The organism is Nocardia huaxiensis, assembly GCF_013744875.1.
In the GTDB taxonomy this organism is placed as follows: Bacteria; Actinomycetota; Actinomycetes; order Mycobacteriales; family Mycobacteriaceae; genus Nocardia; species Nocardia huaxiensis.
Genome location: NZ_CP059399.1, coordinates 933,842 through 957,351, shown reverse-complemented (window position 1 = coordinate 957,351; position 23,510 = coordinate 933,842). Strand labels below are relative to the sequence as shown.

Below are 23,510 nucleotides of genomic sequence, written 5' to 3'. Positions count from 1 at the left end.
TTGGCGGGCGGTTTGCTGTTAGCTTTCGAGCGTGACGGATACCGAGACTGCGGAAGCCCCTCCTCGCCGGCATCTGACGCCCGTCAAATGGGCGTTTCCGATTATCGTCGTCACGCTGCTGGCCTCGCTGCTCGGCGTGATGTACCTGGATTACGTCGTCGATCCGGAGAAGAACCTGCACGGGTTCCCGATCGCGCTGGTGAATCAGGATGTGGGCGACGACATCACCGGAGCCGACGGGCAGGTGACGCATGTGAACTTCGGCGATCAGGTCGCCGAGGGGCTGCGCAAGGCGGTGCCCGCCGACAAGATCGATCTGCGTGAGATCGGCATCAACGAGTCGCAGCTGCAGATGCAGAACGCGCAGGTGTACGGGACGATCATCATTCCGAGCGACTTCTCCAAGCGGCTCGGCATCCTCGGCGTGGGCAGTGTTGTGCCGGGAGACATCTCGCGACCGGTGATCACGTTGCAGACGAATCCGCGCACCGGCGCGTTCACCACGGCCATCGTGCAGAAGTTCGGCGAGGAAGCGCTGACGCAGGTGGACGCGCAGGTCGGGCAGCAGCTCACCGAACAGGTGAAGACGCAGCTGGCGCCGCCGCCGGGCGGACCGCCCGCGCCGGAGTTGTCGGGCGCCACCCGCATCGCGCTGGAGCATCCGCTGAATATCGTGGTCGAGCAGTTCTGGCCGCTGCCCGGCGGTTCCGGTGAGGGCCTGACCGCGTTCTTCTACAGTCTGCTGCTCCTGCTGGTCGGCATGGTCGGCGCGATGATCATTCATCAGCTCATCGATTCGGCGCTCGGCTTCCTGCCGACCGAATGGGGTCCCTGGTACGTGCATTTCCCGCGCACCCCCATCTCTCGCGTGACGACGCTGCTGATCAAATGGTCGGCGGTGGTGGTGATGGCGACGGCCGTCTCGGCGGCACTGCTCGGGATCGGCACGGCCCTCGGCATGCCGATCGACAAACCGCTGAGCCTGTTCCTCTACGGCGCGTTCGTGATCATCGCGGTCGGCGTCACCTGCACCTCGATCCTCGCGGCGGTCGGCACGGCGGGCCTGATCATCAACCTGATCATCTTCATCATCCTGGGCCTGCCCTCCTCCGGCGGCACCGTCCCGATCGAGGCCACCCCGAAGTACTTCGCCTGGCTGGCCAAATTCGAGCCCATGCACCAGGTGTTCCTGGGCACCCGCTCCATCCTCTACTTCAACGGCAGCGGCCAGGCGGGCCTGACCCGCGGCTTCTGGATGGCCGCGCTGGGGCTGGCCATCGGCCTGGTGGGCGGTCTGGCGATCACCACCTACTACGACCGGAAGGGCTTGGAGCGCAAGCCGATCAACGAATCCCGGGACGCGAAGGTCTGACCCGCCGGCCCCTCGCCGATCCCGGCGAGGGGCCTCAGAGCGGAACGATCGGTAGCCAGCGCGCCACCTCGGCGGCCCGCGACCCCGACGCGGTCAGCGCCCCGGATTCCACCGCGTCCTCGAACGACAGCATTCCGGTGGCGAGCAGAAGCCACGTGCGCGCATCGGTTTCGACCACATTGGGCGGCGTCCCCCGGGTATGCCGTGGCCCCTCGACGCACTGCACCGCCACGAACGGCGGCACCCGCACCTCCACCGACCCGCCCGGCGCATCCGCCGCCAGCGTCCGCGCCGTCCCCCGCACCGCCGCCGCCAGCTCGTTGCGCGCGGGCTTCGGCGCTTCCCCGTCGCGCAGCCACTCCCCCACCGCCGCCAGCGCGGCCCGCAATTCCACCGGATCCACCTTCGCCTGTCGTCCCACGTCAGCGAGGTTACCTATTCACCCGAGAGCCGTAATCGCTCCACAGGTTGACCCGTGACGTCGGCGATCAGCTCGAAGTCCTTGTCCAGATGCAGCACCGTCAGACCTGACAACTCGGCCACAGCGGCAACCAGCAGATCTGCGACAGACGGCGCGCGATGATGCCCGGCGTCGGCGAGTGCGGCCTGAACCTCGAGCGCTCGGTCCTCCATGGTCGGAGTCAGGTACTCGACGAGGAATGACGACAGAGGCGGCCGGGAGAACGCCGCGCGGTGATCTGGTCCAGATCGAGCCGAAAATCCCACCTCGAGCATGGTGACTGTCGCTACTCGAACGCGACCCTGGTCGATGCGTTCCGCCCAGACATCGATATCCGGCGATCCGGAAAGCCGCACCAGCGCTGACTTGTCGATGAGCCACTCGGTTACTCCCATGCGCGGCGCATTACCTCCTCATCTGCGAGATCCGCAAAGGTGTCCGAGAACCATACGAGATCCGCAGCGGTGACACGCCGTTCATCGGATGCCGCTTCGCGAGCCAGCGTGCGGCGAAGATATTGCGTCCGCGATAGACCTAGGCGTTTGGCCTTGGCATCGATCGCGGCGATGACATCATCCGGTACGTCCCGGATCAACAGATCTGCCGACATCGTGGACCTCCAATGCTGGTGATATCACATGATATCACCAGGTCACACCCATTTGCAGAGCTTGTCGACAACCGCTGTCAGCGGTTGCGAAAGCGCCAGCCGCGCCAGGATTTTCCGGGGCGCGCCGCGCGGACATGGTCGAGGGCGCGAGCGGCGGCTGGGGCGAGTGCGCCGCCGGCGTTGAGGGCGAGATGGGCGAGAGCCGGGGCGGCGGCGCTGCCGGAGCGGTCTCGGAGGTGGTCGAAGACCAGGCCCGCCAAGGCGGTGACAGCGACGGTGGCGGGTATCGGATCGCCTACGCTCCGGGCCGGCTGCACGTGGGCCAGGCCGAATGTCGTTGCGCCCAGCCATTTTCCGTCCGCTCCCCAGGTTTCGCGCAAGAGCGGGGTGAGGGTGGCGCGGTAGATCAGTTCTTCGCTGTAGACGGTGCCGAAGGGGATGTGCACGCCCGCCCATTCGGCGGTCGTGACGTCCGGGCCACGGTCCACCTCGGCCATGTGTCGCCGGACGGACGGGATGGCCAGTGCTGCAAGGTAACCGGCGGTAATGAGACCCGCCGCGGCCGTGCCGGTCCGCAGGCCGCGCGGCGAGAACCAGTTCGCGCGGCCGTGGAAGACCATGGCATAGGCGGTGGCGAAGAGGATGTTGGCGGTGCTGCGGCCACGCATGGGAAGGTCGAGGGCAGGCAGCAGGTAGTTGGCCCAGAGCAGTGGAAAGCTCACCGCCACAGCGGTTTTCGATACTGCGGTGCGAGCGGTCCGGGGCGCGGGGCGCATGCGGGGCTACTTGACCACTCGTTCGAAGTCTTCGGCCGATTCGATTTGGACGCGGATCTTTTCGCGGAGTTCGTCGTTCCAGCCCTCGGGTGGGGCGATGGCGGCCCAGCCGTCGAGGACGAGGGAGCCGTAGCGGTGGCCGTGGCCGTCACTCACACCCTGGGCGTTGGTGAGGTCGGCGGCCACCTGCCAGAAGGTGACGAAGGGCCACCAGCGCATCTGGGTGGAGACGTCGGAGCCGCGGCGTTCGGAGAGCCAATCCGGTTGGGAGGACAGCAGATCCGGCGACCACCAGACGATGGGGTCGGAGGGGTGCTGGAGGTAGACGATGCGGGGGTAGCGCCAGTCGGGGGACGGCTTGCCCAGATCCGCTGCGGTGGCGGCGAATCGGACCACCAGGCCGTCGGCGTAGATGGGGTCCACCTCGCGGGTGCCGGGGTCGCGGCGGGAGACGAACTGTTCCCAGAGGCGGTTGGAGTTGGGCGGGCCCACCCAGAGTGCGCCGTTCACTTTGGATCTCAGGTCGGCGAGGCCGTCGAAGGCGGCTTCCGAACCTTGGGAGCCGAGACTCTCCCCGTAGACGAGCAGTTTGGGGCGGGCGTTCTCGGGCCGCGCGGACCAGGCCGCGTACACCGCGTCGAACATCTTCTTGCCCGCCACCGCGACCTTCTGACGGTCGGCGAGGAAGGACAGCACGCTCGGCAGATACGAGTACTGGGAGGCGACGATGGCGGTGTCGCCGCCGTACATGTATTCCAGCGCGGCCGCGCTCATATTGTTGACCCACCCGGTGCCGGTGGTGGTGACGATGGCCAGCACCTTGCGGTCGAAGGCCCCGGTGCGCTCGAGCTCGGCGACGGCCAGCGCTTCCTGGGTGGTGCCGGGTCCGGCGGATTGCAGGCCGACGTACACCCGAATCGGTTCGCGCGCAGGCTTTCCGGTGAGTGCGCCGATGAGCAGCGGGTCCGGCCCGTGCGAGACGAACCAGCGCCCCTCGAAGCCGAGCGTCGCCCATTTGGCCAGCGACTGCGGGCTGCCGGAACGTTCCGGCCGCGTGGGTTGTTTCGCGAAATCGCTCATGGTGTCGTTGCGCACGCTGAAACCGGAGTTGGCGACAGCGAAGAACGCGCTGGTGGCGACGCCGTTGAACAACGTGATGATCAGTACGGTGAGCAGCAGCACGCCGGTGGCGGGGGCCAGTGTCGGCGGCACCTTCACCCAGCGGTTGAGCTGGCGAGCGATGAACCGCACCAGTTCCCGCAGCGTCCGGTACACCGCCACCACGGCCACCCCGACCGCGAGACTCAACCCGCCGGTGCGCAGGTAGGCGGCGCGCGTGGTGCCCTCCATACCCATGAGGGTGTAGATCTCGCGCTGCCAGTCGGCCGACATGACCAGCATGTAGGCGGCGAACAGGATGCAGGACAGCACGATCGCGACCTTGACGAGGTCGCGCACCCACACCGGCGGCGTGCCGATCTTCAACCGGGGCCGAATCCACTTGTGGAACAGCCATTGCAGCAGACAGCCGACGCCATAGCCGAGCGCGGCATTGATGCCACTGATCAACCCCTGGAACAGCCAGTCGCGCGGCAGCAGCGACGGCGTCACCGACCAGGCGAAGAATATGGTGGCGACCACCAGCCCGGTGTGATTGAGATCGATGATCTCCTCGGCCCGCCGTACGATGGCGGCGACCGGGCGGCCGCGTCCGCGCCGGAAGAACACGGCTCCGCGAGCGCGCAGCCGCGTCAGAGCGCGAGCGGTGTCCAGCACCGGTCCAGTATGGCGGCCGATCGCCCGAAACCGTGGACCTCGGTATGTGAGAGCCGCAACCGCTGCGGCGTGTCGGTTACGACATCTACCCAGGGGGACTCGAGTAGTCCTACGCGGTCGAGCGGCGGGCATGGCCGACAGACTGCTGAGTCATGAGCACTCCCAGCGCACAGACCAAGAGCACCACCGCATTTCTGGCCCAGGCGGCCATCGCGTTCGGAATCTCCTTCTCCGCCTTGATTATCGGAATCCTGTATCTGCCGCTCGATATCTGGCAGCGCGGGTTCCTCGCCATGACGGTGCTGTTCCTGACGAGCAGCACGTTCACTCTCGCGAAAGTCATTCGCGATCAGCACGAGTCGAGCAAGGTGCACAGTCGCATCGATGAGGCTCGTATGGAAAAGCTCATGGCCGAACACGATCCGTTCAAGGTCATGACATAGAAAACTCCACCCCGCTGGGTCCGGTACGAGGGGTACGGACCCGGCGGGGTGGAGTCGTGTTGGGGTGACCTAGTGGTCTTCGCCGCCGAAGAGGGCGGGCAGGGTGCCCTCGTGGGCGGTGCGCAGTTCGTCCAGGGTGATGGAGAACTGGCCCTGCACCTCGAGGGAGTCGGAGCCCTGGTCGACGACGCCGATGCGGGTCCACGGCATCTGCCGTGCGTCCAGCATCTGGGTGAAGCGGATCTCCTCGTTGCGCGGCACGGCCACCAGGACGCGGCCCGCGGACTCGGAGAAGAGGGTGACGAACGGGTCCGCGCCCTCGGGAAGCAGGACGCGGCAACCGGTTTCGCCGGCCAGCGCGGCCTCGACGACGGTCTGGATGAGGCCGCCTTCGGAGAGGTCGTGGGCGGCGGTGATCATGCCGTCGCGCGAACCGATGGTGAGGATCTCGGCGAGCGCCTGCTCGCGGGCGAAGTCGACCTTGGGCGGGAGGCCGCCGAGGTGGTCGTGTTCGACCTGCGCCCAGATGGAGCCGTCGAGCTCGTCGCGGGTCTCGCCGAGCAGGATCAGCGTCTCGCCGGGCTCGAGACCGAGGCCGGTGGGGATGCGGCGGTGCACGTCGTCGATGACGCCGAGCACACCGACCACCGGGGTGGGCAGGATGGCGGTCTGGCCGGTCTGGTTGTAGAACGACACATTGCCGCCGGTGACCGGAATGCCCAGGGCCACACAGCCGTCCGCGAGGCCGCGCACGGCCTGCTGGAACTGCCACATGACGCCCGGGTCCTCCGGCGAACCGAAGTTGAGGCAGTTGGTGACGGCCTTCGGGGTGGCACCCGTGGTGGCGACATTGCGGAAGGCTTCGGCGAGCGCCAGCTGCGCGCCGGTGTACGGGTCGAGCTTCGTGTAGCGGCCCGAGGCGTCGGTCGCGAGGGCGATGCCGCGACCGGTCTCCTCGTCGATGCGGACGACACCGGCGTCGGCGTGCTCGGCGAGCACGGTGTTGCCGCGCACGTACCGGTCGTACTGCTCGGTAATCCACTTCTTGGAGCAGAGCTGCGGGCTGGAGATCATCTTCAGCACGGTGGCGCGCAGTTCGTCGGCCGTCTTCGGACGGTTCAGCGCCGCAGCGGAATCCGCGTTCAGCGCGTCCTGGTCGGCGGGGCGCTCGACCGGGCGCTCGTACACCGGGCCCTGGTGGGCGACGGTGCGCGGCGGCACGTCGACGACGGTCTCGCCGTGCCAGGTGATGATCAGGTGGTCGCCGTCGGTGACCTCACCGATGACGGTGGCGGTGGCGTCCCACTTCTTGCAGACGGCCATGAAGGCGTCCACGTTCTCGGGGGTGACGACCGCGCACATGCGCTCCTGCGACTCGCTCGAAAGGATTTCGGCGGGAGTCATATTGGCGGCGCGCAGCGGCACCCGGTCCAGGTCGATGTGCATGCCGCCGTCACCGGCAGCGGCCAGTTCCGAAGTGGCGCAGGAGAGTCCGGCGCCGCCGAGGTCCTGGATGCCGACCACGAGTCCGGCGTGGTAGAGCTCGAGACAGCACTCGATGAGCACCTTCTCCGCGAACGGGTCGCCGACCTGGACGCTGGGCAGCTTCTTGCGGCCCGCGGCGGTCTCGTCGCCGGAGAAGGTGTCGGAGGCGAGCACGGACACGCCGCCGATGCCGTCGAGGCCGGTGCGCGCGCCGAACAGAATGATCTTGTTGCCCTTGCCGGAGGCGAAGGCCAGGTGCAGATCCTCGACCCGCATGACGCCCGCGCACAGCGCGTTGACGAGCGGGTTGCCCTGGTAGGAGGCGTCGAACACGGTCTCGCCGCCGACATTCGGCAGGCCGAGCGAGTTGCCGTAGCCGCCGACGCCGCGCACCACGCCGTCGACCACGCGCCGGGTGTCCGGGTGGTCGGCCGCGCCGAAGCGCAGCTGGTCCATGACGGCGATCGGGCGCGCACCCATGGCCATGATGTCGCGGACGATGCCGCCGACGCCGGTGGCCGCACCCTGGTAGGGCTCGACATAGGACGGGTGGTTGTGCGATTCCACCTTGAAGGTGACCGCCCAGCCGTCGCCGATGTCCACCACGCCCGCGTTCTCGCCGATGCCGGCGAGCATGGACTTCTTCATCTCGTCGGTGGTGGTCTCACCGAAGTAGCGCAGGTGCACCTTCGAGGACTTGTACGAGCAGTGCTCGGACCACATCACCGAGTACATGGCGAGCTCGGCGTCGGTGGGCCGACGGCCGAGGATCTCCTTGATCCGGGCGTACTCGTCGTCCTTGAGGCCGAGTTCCTTGTAGGGCTGTGCGGTGTCCGGGGTGGCCGCGGCGTTGCTGACGGTATCGACGTGGCTGGTCACGGGAATACCAGAGTCCTTTCGGCCGGGCAGGTCAGGACCGAGAACCGGCATGGCTGGATATCGGCGAGATACAGCGTGAGTCTAGTTGCCGGTCTCCGCGCGCTTTTCGCCGCCTACCTGTGTGGTCGAGAGCACATTCCTCGTCCTCGCTGGGGCTTTTGTGAGGAATGTGCTGCGGGGTCGCGGTTTCGGCGGCGCACGGGTGCCCGAAGGCACAGAGAAGCCAAGCCTCACCGCTACTCTAGGGCGGTGAGCGATCGATCCGGGCTTGCGGATCCGGCGGAGAAGCCCGCGACCGCATCAGAAGGTTCTGCAGGTTTGACGCGCCGACAGCTCGAATTGCTGGCGATCGCGATCGGCCTCTTCGCGGTGTCCGCGATTGTCAGCTATCTCGCCAAGTTCTGGTACGGCTACATCGATCTTCAGGTGTACCGCAATGGCGCGCGGGCCTGGCTGGACGGCAAGGACCTGTACGGGCCGATGCCGCCGGTGATGGGGATCGGGCTGCCGTTCACCTATCCCCCGCTGGCCGCCCTGTTCTTCGCGCCGCTGGCGTTGATGCCGTTGGATGTCGCCGAGTGGGTGGTGCTCGCGACTTCGGTGCTGTCCCTGGGCATCACGCTGTGGGTGGTGCTGGAGCGATTGCGCCCCGCCATGGAGCGGGTCACCCGGTTGAGCATCGTGGTCGGCGCGATCGCGATCTTCCAGCTGCTGGAGCCGCTGCGGCAGACCTTCAATTTCGGGCAGATCAATCTGGTGCTGATGGCGGCCATCACGCTGGATTGCCTGGTGCGCAAGCCTTTCTGGCCGCGCGGCATGCTGATCGGCATCGCGGTGTCGGTGAAGCTGACGCCGGCCGGATATCTGCTGTACTTCGTGCTGCGCCGGGATTGGAAGGGCGCGGCCACCCTCGTGGGCGCGACGATCGGCGCGGTGCTGGTGGGCTGGCTGATCTTCCCGAAGGATTCGCCGAAGTACTGGTTCGAGACGCTGGCAGACACCGGGCGGATCGGGCCGCCGTACTACGCGGGCAATCAGTCGTTGAAGGGCTTCGCCTTCCGCCTCGGGGTCTCCGATTCGGCGGCGACACTGATCTGGCTGGGGCTGTCCGCCATTGCCGTGGCGCTGGCCGCCATCTGGATGAAGCGGCTGTTCTCGATCGGCGCGGACGCGGCCGCCCTGATGGTGAATGCCGCTACGGTGCTGCTGATTTCGCCGGTGTCGTGGTCGCACCACTGGGTGTGGGTCGCGCCCGCGCTCATCGTGGCCGCCGACGCCATCGCCAACGGCCGCCGCAGCCGCTGGTTCGTCGGCGCGGTCGGTTTCGCCTTCGTCATGTTCGCGGTCGGGCCGCAGTGGGTGCTCCCGCACGACCGCGACCGCGAACTCGAATGGTCCTGGTGGGAGCAGATCCTCGGCAGCAGCTACGTGCTGTTCACCTTCGCGATCTTCGTGGTGGCAGCGCTGACCTACCACCCGCAGCTGCGGAAACCCGCAGCGCACACGGTCTAGGTAAATGCTCTTTCAGCGCGGCGGCTCGGGGGTGAGGAAGGCGGCGAGCGCTGCGGCGTAGGCGGGAATGTCGGCCGCTCCCATCATTTCTCGCGCGGAGTGCATGGCGAGCTGGGCCGCGCCGACGTCGACGGTGGGCATGCCGGTGCGGGCCGCGGTCATGGGGCCGATGGTGGAGCCGCAGGGCAGGTCGGCGCGGTGGACGTAGCGCTGGAGTGGCACATCGGCTTGCGAGCAGGCCAGGGCGAAGGCGCCCGCGCCGGCCGCGTCGGTGGCGTAGCGCAGGTTCTGGTTGACCTTGAGCACCGGTCCGCCGTTGACCTCGATGCGGTGCGCGGGCTCGTGCCGGTCCGGGTAGTTGGGGTGCGTCGCGTGCGCCATATCGCCGGAGGCGCAGACGGATCCGGCCAGCGCGGCCAGGTATTCGGCGCGCCCGCCGCCGCGAGTCAGCACGATGCGTTCGAGAACCGTGGGCAGCAGCCCGGATTGGGCGCCGCGGTCGGATTGGCTGCCGACCTCCTCGTGGTCGAACATGGCCAGCACCGGCACCGCCGCGCCGGGTTCGTTGATGGCGGCGAGGAAGGCGCGCAGTCCGGCGTAGCAGGTGCCCTGATTGTCCAGGCGCGGCGCGGACACCAGATCCAGGTCGCGGCCGATGAGCTTGGACGGCACCAGATCGTGGGTCATGAGTTCCCAGCCGAGCACCGCGTTGGCTTCGATGCCGGAGCGTTCGGCGATGAAGGCCATGAACGAGCGCGGTTCCCCGCCGATCCCCCACACCGCGTTCACGTGCCGCTGCGGATCCAGTTTCACCCCGCCCCGGTCCTCGGACAGGTGGATGGCCAGCTGCGGTACCCGCAGGATCGGTTCGTCGATGCGAATCAGCCGCTCCCGCACCACATTTCCGTCGCGCACCGACAGCCGTCCGGAGATGCCGAGGTCGCGGTCGAGCCAGGAGTTGAGCCAGGCCCCGCCGTAGGGTTCCAGCCCGACCATCTGCCAGCCCGCCACGGCCAGGTCCGGATGCTGTTTCACGCGCAGGTTGGGGCTGTCGGTGTGCGCGCCGACCACCCGGAACGGGGTGGCCTGTCCGGTGCGGAAGCCGGTGGGCGCGCCGGGGCCGCCGTCGGCCCAGGCCACCAGCGAGCCGCTGCGCACCACGTAGTAGCGGCCGGCGCTGTTGGAGGGCCAGGGCGCGGATTCGGAGAGGCGGGTGAATCCGTGGTCGTCGAGTTCGGCCGCCACGGTGCGGCACACATGGAACGGCGACGGCGAGGCGTCGATGAATTCGCACAGTCCGGCGGCAGTGGCGGTGGTCTCGGCAACTGGCATGTGCCGATCCTAAGCATGTCTGATTCAGTTTCTGCGGCAGCGGTCCCTCCGGCCGCGTACGCGCGTGGCGCGGGTATCGGGTTGCGCTGGTAATTAAAGGATTTCGAGGGGAATGGAATTTCGATCCGCCGGCTCGGGCCTGCGGCGCGGGACTAGAATCAGTCCACGATCCTGGTATCCGGGTTCGCCCGGCGGGAGGGGTGAAAACCGTGCGACAGTCCGGGCCTGCGCTGGGGGATTCGTTCGAAATCCTGCACATTGCGCCCCGGCAGGGTCACGCCGCCATGTACGGGCCCTCGTGTGAGGCGCTGGCGCGGCTGGCCGCCGGTGAAATCAATTCCTCGGACGGCATTCTCGGCCGGGAAACCTGCCTCACCGTCCTGGACGGCGGCGGCGATCCGATCGAGCTGGGGCGCGAGGTCTCGGCGCTGATCGCCACCGGATTGGTGCGCGCGGTGACCGGCAATCCGGTGAGCTCGGACCGGCTGTCGATCATGCGCGCGGTGGCCGGGCGCGTGCCCTGCCTGTTCGGTTACGGGCACGACGGGCTGGCCCCGTATCAGCCGGGCACCTTCATGATCGCCGAACATCCGGGTGCGCTCACCTATCACGTGGTGCGCTGGCTGTATCGCGAATACGGGCTGCACCGCTGGGTATTGCTGGTGTCCGACTTCGGCTGGGCGTGGCGCTACGCGGCCGTGCTGCGCCGGCTGCTCGCACCCCCGCACGTGGTGTTCGCCGAATACGCGGTGCCGATCGGCGCCGCGGATTTCGAGCCGGTGCTCGGACATCCCATGCTGGATCTGGCCGACGGCCTGCTGCTCGTCATGACCAGCGGCGATGCCGTTCGATTCAATCGCGCGTTCGCGGCGACGGGCCGGGCCGAACGGCAGGTGCGGGTGGGGCCGACCTTCGACGAGGATGTGCTGCTGGCCGGTGGGCCCGGCGCCAACCGGAATGTGTTCGTGGCGTCGAGTTCGCTGCCGGATCGTGCCGACAGCCGGGCGCTGCGGGATCGCTACGGGCAGTGGTATCGCGAATTCCCGCCCGCGGTGGGACGTTTCGCGTACGGCTCGTATCTGTCGGTGCACGCACTGGCGGCGCTGGTGCAGGCGGTGGGTTCACCGGAGGTGCCGCGGATTCACAGCGCGTTGCACGCGCGGTCCGTATTCGAGGGCCCGCCTGGGGAATTCCGGTTCTGGGACGATCAGATTCTGCGGCCGGTGCGCATCGCGCGCGCGGACGGGGTGGATCTGACGGTGCTCACCGGGTGAGTTCGGATCGGCGCTCGGTCAGCGCGGCTGGGGTGCGTCGGCGACGCGTTCGAGCAGGCGTAGCAGCTCCAGGTAGTCGCCGCCGCCGAGGGTCCGGCGTAGCTCGGCCTCGGCGCGCATCTCCTCGGCGCGGACCTCTTCGACGAGTTCGACGCCGCGCCGGCTCAATCCGATGAGGATGCGGCGGCGGTCGTCGGCGGCGGCCACGCGGAAGATGAGTCCACGCTCGGCCAAATGGTCGGCGTGCCGGGTGGCGGAGGAGGGCGGCAGTTGCGCGCGGGCCGCCAGTTCGCTCATGGTGATGCCGGTGTCACCGGAGAGGTTGGTGAGCATGCACCACTGGTCGGGGGTCAGGCGTCTGGCACACAGAGCGGCGTCGAGGTGACGAAGCCAACTGCGCTCCGCAGCCCTCAGTGCACCGTGCAGGGTCGAAATTCCACCTAGAATTGTCGCCATAATTCCCGCCCGTCCAAATTCCATCGAACGAGGGGAAGGGTATCCGATGACCCCGTTCGGCGGGAATCCCGAGAACTGTATCGAGATCCTCAACATAGTCCCGCAGCAGGGGCCGGGCGGCATCTTCGCGCCCTCGTGCGAGGCCGCCATTTCTCTGGCCGTGCAAGAAATCAACAGCGGCACAGGAATTCTCGGAAGGGAATTGCGCGTCACGCACATTGACGGCGGGCGCGATCCGGCCGACGTGGCACGCGAGGTATCGGCATTGCTGGCGACCGGGATGGTGCACGCCATCACCGGCTGGCACACCTCGGCGGTGCGGCGGGCGGTGTCGGAAGCGGTCGACGGGCGGGTGCCGTACCTGTTCGCCACCGATCACGAGGGCGTGGAACGGCCGCCACCAGGGCTTTTCATGATCGGCTCGAATCCGGGCCGGCAGATTCTGCCCGCGCTGCGCTGGCTGCGAAGAGAACTGGGCGCACGACGCTGGGCCATTATCGGCAACGACTATGTGTGGCCGCGGCGGACCGCGGACGCGGTGCGCGACGAGCTCGGCCATCGGGGGGCCGCGGATCTGGAGCACTTCCTGCCGCTGGAGAAATTCGTGCCGATGGGCACGCAGGACTTCGAGGATTTCCTCGCCGATCCCCTGCTCGATCAGGTGGACGGGGTGATCGTGCTGCTGGTGGGGGCCGATGTGGCGCGATTCAACAAGCAGTTCGCCAAGATCGGGCGGGACGAGAAGCAGCTGCGGGTGAGCCCGGCGGTGGACGAGAACGTGCTGCTGGCGGCGGGCCGCAAGGCGAACCGGAATCTGTATGTGCCGTCGAGCTTCTTCGTGAACGGGGCCGAGGGCATGGATCGGCTGGAGCGCTACCGGCGGCTGCACGGTGAGTTCGCCCCGGCGCTCACCAACTTCAGCAATACCGAATACGAGGCGGTCCGCACGCTGTGGGCCATGGCCGAGGCCGCGAATTCCCTGGACGTCCGCCGGGTGCACGCCGCCGTCGACAATGGGGCGATACTCGAAACCCCCTCGGGCGCAATCGGATTCGATGGAAACCAGGTGGTGCTACCCGGTTACATCGCCCGCGCCGAGGGGGTCGGGTTCGAGATTCTGGATCGGATCAGTTAGGCGGAAACCAGCGCGTCCAGCACGGAGAAGAAGATCCCCAGCCCGTCGTCGCTGGGGCCGGTGAGCGCCTCGGTGGCGTGCTCCGGATGCGGCATGAGGCCGACGATGCGGCCGTCCGGGGAGCAGATGCCCGCGATATCGCGCTGCGACCCGTTCGGGTTGTCGCCCGCGTACCGGAAGACCACGCGGCCTTCGCCTTCCAGCTCGTCCAGCACGGCCTGCGAAGCCTGGTAGCGCCCCTCGGCGTTCTTGACGGGCACCAGGATCTGCGCGCCCGGCTCGTAGCGGGAGGTCCAGGCGGTGTCGGTGCGCTCGACGCTCAGCCACTGGTCGCGGCACACGAAGTGCAGCCCCTCGTTGCGGGTGAGCGCGCCCGGCAGCAGCCCGGCCTCGCACAGGATCTGGAAACCGTTGCAGATGCCCAGCACCGGCATGCCCTGCCCGGCGGCCTTGATGACCTCGCCCATGACCGGAGCCATGCTGGCGATCGCCCCGGCCCGCAGGTAATCCCCGTAGGAGAAGCCGCCGGGCACGATGACCGCGTCGACCCCCTTCAGGTCGGCGTCGGCATGCCACAGCGAGACGGCCTCGGCACCGGCCAGTTTGGCGGCGCGGGCGGCGTCGACATCGTCGAGCGTGCCCGGGAAGGTGATGACTCCGATGCGTGCGGTCACAGCCGGACGACCTTCCAGTCCTCGATGACGGTGTTGGCGAGCAGCGATTCGGCGATCTGCTCGAGCTCGGCGTCGCTCACATTGTCGGCGACATCGAGTTCGAATCGCTTGCCCTGCCGCACATCCGAGATTCCCGGGTGACCCAGGCGCCCCAGCGCGCCGACGATGGCCTGTCCCTGCGGATCCAGGATTTCGGCCTTCGGCATCACCTCGACCACGACACGTGCCACGCGTTGCTCCTCAGCTGGTGGGGCGGCGCTCGGAGACACATGCAGCCGAGCGGGGGTTTCGCTGATCAGGGTAGTTGGCGTGGCGCGGCGGGGCGTCGCCGGGTCGTGCGGTAAGTGGGCCGCGCCACAGATCAGGGCTACCGTTGCCATATGCGCATAGCCCATTTCGGACACTCATGCATTCTGGTGGAGCTGAACGGGACCAAGATTCTCTTCGATCCGGGCACCTTCTCGCACGGGTTCGAGGGCCTCACGGGGCTGGATGCCATCGCGGTGACGCATCAGCATCCCGATCACATCGACCCGAATCGGATCGGCGCGCTGGTCGAGGCGAATCCGCAGGCGCGGCTGCTGTCGGATCCGCAGACCGCGCAACTGCGCGAGGAGCCGTGGGAGGCGGTGCACGCCGGGAACGTGCTGAAGGTCGGCGACGTGCAGGTCACCGGCGGCGGTGGGCGGCACGCGGTGATCCATCCGGAGATTCCGGTCATCGACAATACGGTCTTCCAGCTCGGCACCCCGGACGATCCGGCGCAGCTGGTGCATCCGGGCGATTCGCTGTGGGTGCCGCCGGTGCCGGTGGGCGTGCTCGCGATTCCGGCCGCCGCCCCGTGGATGCGGATCAGCGAGGCGGTGGACTATCTGCGCGCGGTGAATCCGCGCACGGCGCTGCCGATCCACTACGGGATCATTCAGCCGGAGGCGCAGGGCATCTATTTCGGCCGGTTGAACGAAATGCGCCCTGCGAATACCGAATTCAAGGTCATCGAGCCGGAGGACCAGGCGGAGTTCTGACCAGAACCACGCCGAGTCCGTCGATACGGAATTCGCTCACGGTGACATCGACGGCGGTGTCGGTGAACCGCCGGCCGCCGAGCGCCGAGGCGAGGAACTGACGCACCGAATCGGGTTGCGTGGCAAGTGAACCCAGGACCTCGGCGGGAACCTCGATGGTCCCGTCGAAACGGCGGGCCTGCGTGCCGATGCCCTGCTGCTGTGGGAGCTGCCGCAGACCGTCGACGGTGTGCAGGATCAGATCCAGGCGCGCGCCGTCGCCGAAATCTATTCGCAGCGTAGGCGTGTTCGACACATCGAAGTTCTCGACCGACGCGGTCCACGTTCCGGCGCTGCCCGCATAGCTGTACGGCGAGGGCTGGATCGAATCGTCGATGGAACGGTCGTCCGTGGTGTTCTGCAAGGGATTTCCGGCCAGCGGCTGGTCGGTGGGCACGAAACTCCACTGCGCGGCGGTCAGCGTCTTGACCCAGTAGCCGGTGCGGCCGTCACTGCGGCCCTCGACGCGCAACTCCCGTGCGTCCGAACCGATTCCGGTCTTGTGCACGGAGATGCGGTCGGTGATCTCACCGGGCACCTTGGGCTGGCGCACCCAGTCGGGCGCGGGCAGCTGAATGGCGGCGTACCGGGAATCGATCCGCTCCGACAGCATGTCGGGCGCTTCCGGCAGGCCGCGCTGATCCTCGTACGAGTACCGGAAGAAGACCTTGTCCGCGCCCGAGATGTCGAAGTCGTAGAGCCGCGTGTACAGATCGCCGAATCGATTGACCACCAACGTGGTCGAGGCGCTGGTGGACAGCTTCACCGCCCGGAAGCGCCCGTTCGCCGGAGTGGCGAACTCGTAGCTGTGGTCCACCGGCAGCCAGGGGTCCACATAGCTGATGCGGCTGCCGCCGCCGGTCAAGGCGAAGACGTGCGAGACCTTGGCCCCGCCGACGGGATGGTCATTGCCCGCATTGTCGCGCCAGACGTGATCCTCGTTCGGCGAGAGCACCGACCAGGTCCAGTCGAGGGTGCCTGCGGGCAGGGTGTTTCCGGCCCCGGTCCACAGCGGCGTCCCGTACCGCTCGCTCCAGTTCCAGTCCTCGGGCGCGCTGAGCGCGTGGTCCATGGTGAAGAACCGGCCGTCGCGATCGATGGCCATGACCTCGTCGTCATCGGCGGAGACGCCCGCGATGCGGCCCTCCATGCAGCCGGGCAGCGGGAGGTTGCGCCACCCGCCCTGCGCGGCGGCTTCTTTCACGTAGATGTGCCCGTCGCGGGCGGAGAAGGACCAGCGCCGGTTGAACGATTCGGCAGAGGTGCGGAAGTAGATCTGTTCGGGCAGTGCGATATTCGCGGCGGGCAGGGCCTCGAGGCCCGCCGTGGTGTCGTCCGCGCCCAGCTCGGGTGTGCCCACGGTGCCGATCAGCCCGCACCCGCCGGTCTCGGCGGAAGCGCCGGAATACGTTGTCAGACCGGCGAAGACGACTCCGGCTGCCACCCAGACTGCGCCGCGCTTGAAACGAGAATTCACAGCCACCCCAGAGCTCCGAAGACAGCGATGGCCACCGCGTCCACGCCCAGAATCGCCCCCACCGTAGTGGCTTTCGCCCGCACGGTCGGCAGATCGTGCACGTAGAAGCAGGCCGCGAAGAACGGCACGTAGCCGATGAGCCAGATGAGGAACGGGAAGCTCGGCTGCCACCAGGACCAGTCCCAGGTGAGCACGCCGGCCTTGTTGAGCAGCACCTCCACGCCGACGGCCGCCGCGGCGTTCACCGCGATGAGCACCGGCCGGTTGGGCAGGCCGAGGATGCGGGTTTCCTTGGGCGGCAGCATCTTCGCCGCCGCCGCGCCCATGATGGCGAACATGAAGCAGATCTCGATGTTCAGTCCGATGAGCAGCTGATACGCGGTCGGGCCGGTCGCGCCCCAGACGGGTGCGCGGCCGGTGGCATGGAAGACCAGCGAATTCCAGATCTCGTTGAACAGATCCATGCCCCAGAGCGCGATGCCCGCGAACAGAACATTCCAGTTCCGGCGCTCGACCTCGGTGGCATAGACGTAGATGACGAGCAGCAGCAGTGGAATGGCATACCACTTGAATTGGCTGCTGTCGCGCAGCAGGTCGAGCGCCGTGCGGGCGTGCTCGGTCATTGGCGTCCCTCTCTCCGGATGACCGCAAAACGCCCTTGAGTTTTACAGATCTACATCAAATGTCAACCTGTAAAAACCCCCGATTCCGAGGCGGAATTTGCCTCGCGCCGCTGAATTTCCCGCAGCTTCGCGCCCTCGACGTCGATATCCGGCACGATCTTGCTCAGCCACTTGGGCATCCACCAGGCCGCGTCGCCCATGAGCACGAGCAGCGACGGGATCAGCACCATGCGCACCAGGAAGGCGTCGAAGAGTACGCCGGCGGCGAGGGCGAAGCCCATGGACTTGGCGCTGGCATCGGGCTCCATGAGGAACGAGCCGAACACGAAGATCATGATGATGGCCGCCGAGGTGACCACGCGCGCGCCGTGGTGGTAGCCCTTGACCATGGCCTGTTTGGGCCGCTCCCCGTGCACGTACTCCTCGCGCATGCGGGTCACCAGGAAGACCTGGTAGTCCATGGCGAGGCCGAAGACCAAGCCGATCAACATGATCGGCAGGAAGCTGATGATCGGCCGTGGCTCGTCGATGAGGCCGAACGCGCCCTCCTGGAATATGAGCACGGTCGCGCCGAAGGTGGCGGCCATGGACAGCAGGAAGCCGAGCGCCGCCGTCAACGGCACCAGGATCGAGCGGAAGACGGCGATCAGCAGCAGGAAGGCCGCGCCCGCCACAATGGCCAGGTAGGGCACGATCTTGCCGAGCAGCACGTGGTCGATATCGGCGTAAATGGCTGTGGTGCCGGTGATTCCGTACGCCATGCCGTACTTGGACCGGAACTGTGATTCCGCGTCGCGGGCATCGCGGACCAGATCCTTGGTCTGCTGATCATTGGGCCCGGTCTTGGGGACGCCCTCGAAGGTCGCGCCCGCCCGGTCCTCGCTCCAGGTCGGTTCGGTCACGTAGTTCATATCCGAGTACGAGGCGAGTTTCTCGCGCAGCGCGGTGACCGCCGGTTCGCGCTGATCGGCGGGCGTATCCGAGAGATCCACCGCGACCTGCAGCACGCCATTGCTGCCGACCCCGAAGCCCTCGGTGCGCAGTTCGTACGCCTTGCGGGCGGTGGAGGTCTTGGGCAGCGAATCCTCGCCCGGCAGACCGAGATTCATTTTCGCGGCGGGCAGCGCGAGCAGGCCCAGCACCAGAATGCTCAGGATCAGCGTGACCACCGGCATGCGGCCGATCAGCGTGCCGACGCGCATGCCGTTGGTGACGGAGTTGTCGTCCTCGGGATCGTGCTGGGCGATGAGCGGCAGCTTCGGCTTGAACAGGAAGCGGCCGAACGCGCCCAGCAGTGCGGGCATGAGCGTCAGCGCCACCAGCACCGCGAAGGCCGCCGCCACCGCGCCGCCCAGACCCATGAAGGTCAAGAAGCGGACGCCGACGATGCTGAGCCCGACCAGCGCGATGATCACGGTCGCACCGGCGAACACCACCGCCGAGCCGGCCGTGCCGAGCGCCACGCCTGCGGCTTCCTCGGGTGAATCCTGTACGGCCAGTTCGTGTTTGTAGCGGGAGACGATGAAAAGCGCGTAGTCGATGGACAGCGCGATGCCGATCATGGAGGCCAGGAAGGTGGTGAAGCTCGGCACGTCGAGCACCGAGGTGCCGAGGAAGATCACCGAGGTGGCCGCGCCGAGCCCGACGAGCGCGGTGAGGATGGGCACGAAGGCCGCCACGATCGCGCCGAACGAGATGATCATGACCAGGAAGGCGAAGCCCATGCCGATCAGCTCGGCCTTGCCGCTGGGCTGCTCCTGTTCCATGGCGATGGTGCCGGACAGTTCCACGGTGAGCCCGGCGCTGCGGGCCTCGTCGGCGACGTCGTAGGCGGCTTTGCGGTCGTCTGCGGTGATATCCGCGAAATTCTTGATATCGAACGGAACGCTGAGTACCGCAACCGAATCCGGGTGCTCCGGGTTCAACACGTTCAGCGGCGCGTTGCTGCACTTGGAGATGAAGGCGCTGGAAGTGCGGTCGGCATCGAGGCAGCCCATTTCCTGCGCGGCCTCGATCGGGTCCACCAGCGGTTTGCTGTGATTGACGATATTCAGCGCTTCGATCTTCTGCACGAGGGCTTGCACCGCCTGGTGATTGCTCTCGTCGGTCAGCTTCGTGCCGGCGGGCGCGCCTATCACGTAGACGCCGGTGACGGCATCGAATTGATACGCATCCGACATGCCCGGGAAATGCTTGTCCAGGATCTCGCTGGCTCGTTCCGACGGCAGATTCGGGATGTCGAAGGAGTTGCTCATGGGCTTCTGGAGGCTGAAGCCGAGGATGCCGAGCACGATCCACAGGGCTATCCAGACGGGCAGAACAATCCACTTGCGCCGGTAAGCGAACTTTCCCCACCGATACAGATAGACGGACACGCGCATCTCCCAGTAGGTAGCCGGATCGTGCAATCGGTCAGTCGTGCAGTTTCGACATCAGAGTTTGCTACGTAATTGCCGCTCGATCAAGCGATACAGTCGTCGGGCGAGCGGAAAAGGTACTGCGATCGGCGAGTTCGGACAACGAGCGGAGGATCGGGAGTGGCCCAGGATTCGAAACGGCAATTGCTCGTCGGCAAGGGATGGATTCAGGCTTGTGCCCTGGTCGCCCTATTCGGATTCTTCATCATGGGATTACTGGCCTTCCGCACCTACGACGACGGACCGCCGATTCCCGATCGCGTGCAGACCGCCGACGGCACCCTCTTGTTCACCGGCGACGATATCGGCGAGGGCCAGAAGATCTTCCTGGCCGCCGGATTGATGGAATACGGTTCGATCCTCGGCCACGGGGCCTGGCTCGGACCCGACTACACCGCCGACTATCTGCGCCGGGCCGCGAATATCGCCATCGACGAGCACGCGGGCACCGATGCCGCACGTGAACTCGTCCAGGCCGACTTCCAGGCCAATCGCTACGACGAGCACACCGGCGTGCTGGTGTACAGCCCCGAGCAGGCGCTGGCATTCGACGCGCTGACCGCCCACTACGGCACCGTATTCCGCAGCGACAGCACCGAACTCGGCCTCAAGCCGGAGGTGCTCGCCGACGAGCACGCCGTGCGCGCGGTGACCTCGTTCATCTCCTGGACCGCCTGGATCTCGGCCGCGCACCGCGACGGCAAGGACTACTCCTACACCAACAACTGGCCGCCGGAACCACGCGTGGGCAACACCCCGACCGCGAGTGTCGTGGTGTGGAGCGTGATTTCGCTGATCTCATTGCTGGTCGGCATCGGCGTGCTGTTCGCGGTGTTCGGGCGCTGGGGCGACAAGCTCGGCTGGAAGGGCCGGGAGGCGGCGACGCTGTCGTTCCGGGAGCCCGGCGAGGTCATGCTGACGCCCGGACAGCGTTCCACCCGTTGGTATTTCGCGGTCATGGTGGTGCTGTTCGGCGCGCAGGCCATGCTGGGCGCGGCCACCGAGCACTATCGGGCGCACATCACCGACTTCTTCGGCATCGATCTCGCACAGTGGCTGCCCTACAACCTGACCCGCACCTGGCATCTGCAACTGGCGCTGTTCTGGGTGGTGGCGGCGTTCCTGGCGGCGGGAATCTTCCTGACGCCCTTGATCGCTCGCCGCGAACCGCGCGGGCAGGGCAAACTCTCCTACATCCTGCTCGGGGCGGTCGCGGTGGTGGTGTTCGGCAGCCTCATCTGCGAGGCGCTGAGCATTCACGGCAAGGTGGATTACGACAACTTCTTCGCCGCACAGCAATTCACCTTCCTGGATCTGGCGCGCTTCTGGCAGATCCTGCTGGTGGCCGGGCTCGCGGTCTGGGTGGCGATCCTGTGGCGCGGCATGCGGCACCGGCTCGCCAACGAGCACATGGGCAATATGCCGTGGCTGTTCTTCCTTGCGGCGCTGGCCATTCCGGCCGTGTACGCGGTCGGGCTGCTGGCCCGGCCGGGCGACAACTTCACCGTCACCGAGTTCTGGCGGTTCTGGGTGGTGCACCTGTGGGTGGAGGACTTCCTGGAGCTGTTCACCACCGTCATGGTCGCCTACATGTTCGTGCTGCTGGGCGTGGTGCGCGAACGGGTCGGCATGATCGTCATCTACCTGGACGTCATCCTGTACTCGGCGGGCGGCGTGGTGGGCACCATGCACCACATGTACTTCAACGGAACCCCCGTGGAGACAATGGCTCTGGGCGCGGTGTTCTCCGCGCTCGAGGTGGTGCCGCTGACCTTCCTGACCGTCGAGGCGTGGAGCTTCCTGCAGCTGGGCTCCAAGCAGGAGGCGCGCTCGCAGACCCCGTTCCCGCACCGCTGGGCGGTCATGTTCCTGGTGGCCGTCGGGTTCTGGAACTTCCTGGGCGCGGGCGTCTTCGGCTTCCTGATCAACCTGCCCATCGTGTCCTACTACGAGATCGGGACCGCGCTCACCGCCAATCACGCGCACGCCGCCATGATGGGCGTGTACGGCATGCTGGCCTGCGCCTTCGCCCTGTTCTGCGTGCGCTACATGATCCCGGCCGACAAGTGGCCGGACAAACTCGCGAAACTGTCGTTCTGGTCGCTGAACATCGGCCTGGCGTGGATGGTGTTCGCCACCCTGTTCCCGATCGGAATCCTGCAGCTGTACAAGGCCGTCGGCAGCGGCTACTACGAGGCGCGCGAGCTCACCTACATCCAGAGCAAGGCCAATACAGTGCTGGAGTGGCTGCGCATGCCCGGCGACATCGTGTTCATGCTGGGCGGCATCGCGCCGCTGCTGTGGATCATGGTGCTGGCGGTGAAGTATCGCGGCACCGGCGGCGCGGACCGGCCCGAGGACTCCAAGACGCACACCCCGGACTGGGATGTGCCCGCGCCGGAGCTGGCGACCGTGGCCGGGGGCGAGGAGCAGTGACCCTGAGCCCCTCCCCCGAGACCGTGGCCATGGGCAGCTACGCGGTGCTGCTGATCGCCATCGCCTTCGTGCTGGATGTGATTGCGCGCCATATTCATCGGCGTGCGGACCGGCATCGGACGGCTGGATTCCGGTACCTGCCCGACCACGACTACTGGGTGTGCCCCACCGATCAGCCGCTGTGGCCGCACAGCATCGACAAGCGGGAGCGGCTGGTGCGGTACCGGGGCCGGCCCACGGTGTGCAATGCCTGCCCGGAGAAGCGCGAGTGCACGCCCTCGCTGGAGGGCCGGGAGATCACGCGGGCGGTGGATCCGTGGCCGCATTCGGAGGCGGGGCGGTTCCATCGCGGGATCGCGCTGCTGCTCATGCTCTTGGCGGCGGTGTTCCTGCTGCTCGCCGCGGCACTCAAGCCGTCGATCGCGAATTTCGCTGTGCTGGTGCCGATCTCGCTGGGCTGGCTGGCGGCGGGCTGGGTGCTGACCGACCACTTCCGGCATACGCCCGCCGCCTTCCCGGCCGGGCTCGAGAGGAGTTCCCGATGATGGTCGCCGGTCTCGCCGCGGGCTGCGTGGTCGTCCTCGCCGCCCTGGTATCGACGGTGCGGATTCTGCGGGAATACGAACGCGCCGTGGTCTTCCGGCTGGGCCGGCTGCGCCCGTTGAAGGGACCGGGCCTGGTGGGCCTGATCCCGTTCGCGGACCGCATGGTGCGGGTCGATCTGCGGACCATCGCGCTCACCATTCCGCCGCAGGAGGCCATCACCCGCGACAATGTGCCGGTGCGGGTGAACGCGGTCGCCTACTTCAAGGTGGTCGATCCGGTGCGCAGCGTGGTGGAGGTGGAGAACCACGCCGTGGCCACCTCCCAGATCGCCCAGACCACACTGCGTTCCGTGCTCGGGCGCGAGGACCTGGACACGCTGCTGTCGGAGCGGGACCAGCTCAACACCAACCTGCAGAAGATCATCGACGAGCAGACCGAACCCTGGGGCGTGAAGGTCATTCTCGTCGAGATCAAGGACGTCGAGATCCCGGAGGCCATGCAGCGCGCCATCGGCCGCCAGGCCGAGGCCGAACGCGAACGCCGCGCCCGCGTCATCCATTCACGCGGTGAGGTGCAGGCGGCCGAGAACACCCGCGAGGCAGCCGAAATCCTCGCGAGCACCCCGGCCGCCCTGCAACTGCGGTATCTCCAGACACTCAGCGAAATGGGCGGCGAGGGCCGCAACACCGTCGTGTTCCCCATGCCGATCGACCTCGCCGAACCGCTGAGCCGCATACTCTCTCGCTGACCCCACCCCGTCATC

Annotated in this window: 22 protein-coding genes; 9 read left to right on the top strand and 13 right to left on the bottom strand. The window is 67.2% G+C overall.

Going from position 1 to position 23,510, the window contains the following annotated elements; genetic code table 11:
* Window positions 1–31 precede the first annotated feature (31 nt).
* Window positions 32–1,372 carry a YhgE/Pip domain-containing protein gene (locus tag H0264_RS04435; RefSeq protein WP_276514532.1) on the top strand — a complete coding sequence of 447 codons (1,341 nt, stop codon included), beginning with the start codon at window positions 32–34 and terminating at the stop codon, window positions 1,370–1,372.
* A gap of 34 nt (window positions 1,373–1,406) precedes the next feature.
* Here H0264_RS04435 and H0264_RS04430 read toward each other — a convergent pair whose 3' ends face one another.
* The 5 genes from H0264_RS04430 to H0264_RS04410 all read right to left on the bottom strand — a co-directional run bounded on the left by H0264_RS04430 (window position 1,407) and on the right by H0264_RS04410 (window position 4,994).
* Window positions 1,407–1,793: a sterol carrier family protein gene (locus H0264_RS04430; RefSeq protein ID WP_181582780.1), complete on the bottom strand. Its 387-nt coding sequence runs from the start codon at window positions 1,791–1,793 to the stop codon at window positions 1,407–1,409.
* A gap of 14 nt (window positions 1,794–1,807) precedes the next feature.
* Window positions 1,808–2,227 (bottom strand): PIN domain nuclease, encoded by a 420-nt coding sequence (locus H0264_RS04425; protein WP_181582779.1) that lies wholly within the window; start codon window positions 2,225–2,227, stop codon window positions 1,808–1,810.
* Window positions 2,218–2,442 (bottom strand): type II toxin-antitoxin system VapB family antitoxin, encoded by a 225-nt coding sequence (vapB, locus tag H0264_RS04420; protein ID WP_181582778.1) that lies wholly within the window; start codon window positions 2,440–2,442, stop codon window positions 2,218–2,220. Before vapB ends, H0264_RS04425 begins: the two co-directional genes overlap by 10 nt.
* A 77-nt stretch (window positions 2,443–2,519) precedes the next feature.
* Window positions 2,520–3,164, bottom strand: coding sequence for a CPBP family intramembrane glutamic endopeptidase (locus H0264_RS04415; protein ID WP_231083981.1), 645 nt, complete (start codon window positions 3,162–3,164; stop codon window positions 2,520–2,522).
* A 60-nt stretch (window positions 3,165–3,224) separates the two neighbouring features.
* On the bottom strand, window positions 3,225–4,994 hold the full coding sequence (locus H0264_RS04410; RefSeq protein ID WP_231083980.1) for an alpha/beta hydrolase: 1,770 nt from the start codon (window positions 4,992–4,994) through the stop codon (window positions 3,225–3,227).
* 152 nt (window positions 4,995–5,146) lie between these two features.
* Here H0264_RS04410 and H0264_RS04405 point away from each other — a divergent pair, with 152 nt between their 5' ends.
* A complete protein-coding gene (locus tag H0264_RS04405; RefSeq protein WP_181582775.1) occupies window positions 5,147–5,437 on the top strand; it encodes a YiaA/YiaB family inner membrane protein in 291 nt (96 codons plus the stop codon).
* Window positions 5,438–5,506: 69 nt separating this feature from the next.
* On the opposite strand, the gene purL is transcribed toward H0264_RS04405, so the two are convergent.
* Window positions 5,507–7,801, bottom strand: coding sequence for a phosphoribosylformylglycinamidine synthase subunit PurL (gene purL / locus H0264_RS04400; protein ID WP_181582774.1), 2,295 nt, complete (start codon window positions 7,799–7,801; stop codon window positions 5,507–5,509).
* 318 nt (window positions 7,802–8,119) lie between these two features.
* Between purL and H0264_RS04395 the strand changes: the two genes are divergently transcribed.
* Window positions 8,120–9,313, top strand: coding sequence for a glycosyltransferase 87 family protein (locus H0264_RS04395; protein WP_231083978.1), 1,194 nt, complete (start codon window positions 8,120–8,122; stop codon window positions 9,311–9,313).
* A 12-nt stretch (window positions 9,314–9,325) separates the two neighbouring features.
* Here the strand turns inward: H0264_RS04395 and H0264_RS04390 are convergent, their stop codons facing one another.
* Window positions 9,326–10,645 carry a M18 family aminopeptidase gene (locus tag H0264_RS04390; protein WP_181582773.1) on the bottom strand — a complete coding sequence of 440 codons (1,320 nt, stop codon included), beginning with the start codon at window positions 10,643–10,645 and terminating at the stop codon, window positions 9,326–9,328.
* Window positions 10,646–10,854: 209 nt separating this feature from the next.
* On the opposite strand from H0264_RS04390, the gene H0264_RS04385 reads away from it, so the two are divergent.
* Window positions 10,855–11,919 (top strand): ABC transporter substrate-binding protein, encoded by a 1,065-nt coding sequence (locus tag H0264_RS04385; protein WP_181582772.1) that lies wholly within the window; start codon window positions 10,855–10,857, stop codon window positions 11,917–11,919.
* 18 nt (window positions 11,920–11,937) lie between these two features.
* Here the strand turns inward: H0264_RS04385 and H0264_RS04380 are convergent, their stop codons facing one another.
* Window positions 11,938–12,375, bottom strand: a complete 438-nt coding sequence (locus H0264_RS04380) for a MarR family winged helix-turn-helix transcriptional regulator (protein ID WP_181582771.1) — start codon at window positions 12,373–12,375, stop codon at window positions 11,938–11,940.
* A 46-nt stretch (window positions 12,376–12,421) separates the two neighbouring features.
* On the opposite strand from H0264_RS04380, the gene H0264_RS04375 reads away from it, so the two are divergent.
* Window positions 12,422–13,510 carry a substrate-binding domain-containing protein gene (locus H0264_RS04375; RefSeq protein WP_181582770.1) on the top strand — a complete coding sequence of 363 codons (1,089 nt, stop codon included), beginning with the start codon at window positions 12,422–12,424 and terminating at the stop codon, window positions 13,508–13,510.
* On the opposite strand, the gene purQ is transcribed toward H0264_RS04375, so the two are convergent.
* Together purQ and purS are read right to left on the bottom strand one after the other, a co-directional pair.
* Window positions 13,507–14,184 (bottom strand): phosphoribosylformylglycinamidine synthase subunit PurQ, encoded by a 678-nt coding sequence (purQ, locus tag H0264_RS04370; protein WP_181582769.1) that lies wholly within the window; start codon window positions 14,182–14,184, stop codon window positions 13,507–13,509. The genes H0264_RS04375 and purQ overlap by 4 nt on opposite strands.
* On the bottom strand, window positions 14,181–14,414 hold the full coding sequence (purS, locus tag H0264_RS04365) for a phosphoribosylformylglycinamidine synthase subunit PurS (protein WP_181582768.1): 234 nt from the start codon (window positions 14,412–14,414) through the stop codon (window positions 14,181–14,183). Before purS ends, purQ begins: the two co-directional genes overlap by 4 nt.
* A gap of 150 nt (window positions 14,415–14,564) precedes the next feature.
* Here purS and H0264_RS04360 point away from each other — a divergent pair, with 150 nt between their 5' ends.
* Complete coding sequence (locus tag H0264_RS04360) at window positions 14,565–15,209, top strand: MBL fold metallo-hydrolase (RefSeq protein WP_181582767.1); 645 nt, start codon at window positions 14,565–14,567, stop codon at window positions 15,207–15,209.
* On the opposite strand, the gene H0264_RS04355 is transcribed toward H0264_RS04360, so the two are convergent.
* From H0264_RS04355 to H0264_RS04345, 3 genes are all read right to left on the bottom strand, one after another.
* On the bottom strand, window positions 15,178–16,731 hold the full coding sequence (locus H0264_RS04355; RefSeq protein ID WP_181582766.1) for a hypothetical protein: 1,554 nt from the start codon (window positions 16,729–16,731) through the stop codon (window positions 15,178–15,180). The two genes, H0264_RS04360 and H0264_RS04355, sit on opposite strands and share 32 nt — an antisense overlap.
* Window positions 16,722–17,348: a hypothetical protein gene (locus tag H0264_RS04350; RefSeq protein WP_181582765.1), complete on the bottom strand. Its 627-nt coding sequence runs from the start codon at window positions 17,346–17,348 to the stop codon at window positions 16,722–16,724. Before H0264_RS04350 ends, H0264_RS04355 begins: the two co-directional genes overlap by 10 nt.
* Before the next feature lie 62 nt (window positions 17,349–17,410).
* The gene (locus tag H0264_RS04345) at window positions 17,411–19,723 is read right to left on the bottom strand and encodes an MMPL family transporter (protein WP_181582764.1); all 2,313 of its coding nucleotides are present in this window, start codon (window positions 19,721–19,723) and stop codon (window positions 17,411–17,413) included.
* A 162-nt stretch (window positions 19,724–19,885) separates the two neighbouring features.
* Between H0264_RS04345 and H0264_RS04340 the strand changes: the two genes are divergently transcribed.
* The 3 genes from H0264_RS04340 to H0264_RS04330 are packed head-to-tail and all read left to right on the top strand — an operon-like array spanning window position 19,886 to window position 23,495.
* Window positions 19,886–22,201 carry a nitric-oxide reductase large subunit gene (locus tag H0264_RS04340; RefSeq protein ID WP_244976099.1) on the top strand — a complete coding sequence of 772 codons (2,316 nt, stop codon included), beginning with the start codon at window positions 19,886–19,888 and terminating at the stop codon, window positions 22,199–22,201.
* Window positions 22,198–22,746 carry a hypothetical protein gene (locus tag H0264_RS04335; protein WP_181582763.1) on the top strand — a complete coding sequence of 183 codons (549 nt, stop codon included), beginning with the start codon at window positions 22,198–22,200 and terminating at the stop codon, window positions 22,744–22,746. Before H0264_RS04340 ends, H0264_RS04335 begins: the two co-directional genes overlap by 4 nt.
* Window positions 22,743–23,495 carry a slipin family protein gene (locus H0264_RS04330; protein WP_181582762.1) on the top strand — a complete coding sequence of 251 codons (753 nt, stop codon included), beginning with the start codon at window positions 22,743–22,745 and terminating at the stop codon, window positions 23,493–23,495. The genes H0264_RS04335 and H0264_RS04330 overlap by 4 nt, the downstream gene beginning before the upstream one ends.
* The last annotated feature ends 15 nt before the right edge of the window (window positions 23,496–23,510 follow it).

Excerpts from the sequence above, each read along its gene's own strand:
- vapB (WP_181582778.1), bottom strand. The coding sequence starts at position 2,442 with ATGTCGGCAGATCTGTTGATCCGGGACGTACCGGATGATGTCATCGCC.
- H0264_RS04350 (WP_181582765.1), bottom strand. The coding sequence starts at position 17,348 with ATGACCGAGCACGCCCGCACGGCGCTCGACCTGCTGCGCGACAGCAGC.
- H0264_RS04425 (WP_181582779.1), bottom strand. The coding sequence starts at position 2,227 with ATGGGAGTAACCGAGTGGCTCATCGACAAGTCAGCGCTGGTGCGGCTT.
- H0264_RS04405 (WP_181582775.1), top strand. The coding sequence starts at position 5,147 with ATGAGCACTCCCAGCGCACAGACCAAGAGCACCACCGCATTTCTGGCC.
- H0264_RS04330 (WP_181582762.1), top strand. The coding sequence starts at position 22,743 with ATGATGGTCGCCGGTCTCGCCGCGGGCTGCGTGGTCGTCCTCGCCGCC.
- H0264_RS04360 (WP_181582767.1), top strand. The coding sequence starts at position 14,565 with ATGCGCATAGCCCATTTCGGACACTCATGCATTCTGGTGGAGCTGAAC.
- H0264_RS04390 (WP_181582773.1), bottom strand. The coding sequence starts at position 10,645 with ATGCCAGTTGCCGAGACCACCGCCACTGCCGCCGGACTGTGCGAATTC.
- H0264_RS04380 (WP_181582771.1), bottom strand. The coding sequence starts at position 12,375 with ATGGCGACAATTCTAGGTGGAATTTCGACCCTGCACGGTGCACTGAGG.
- H0264_RS04375 (WP_181582770.1), top strand. The coding sequence starts at position 12,422 with ATGACCCCGTTCGGCGGGAATCCCGAGAACTGTATCGAGATCCTCAAC.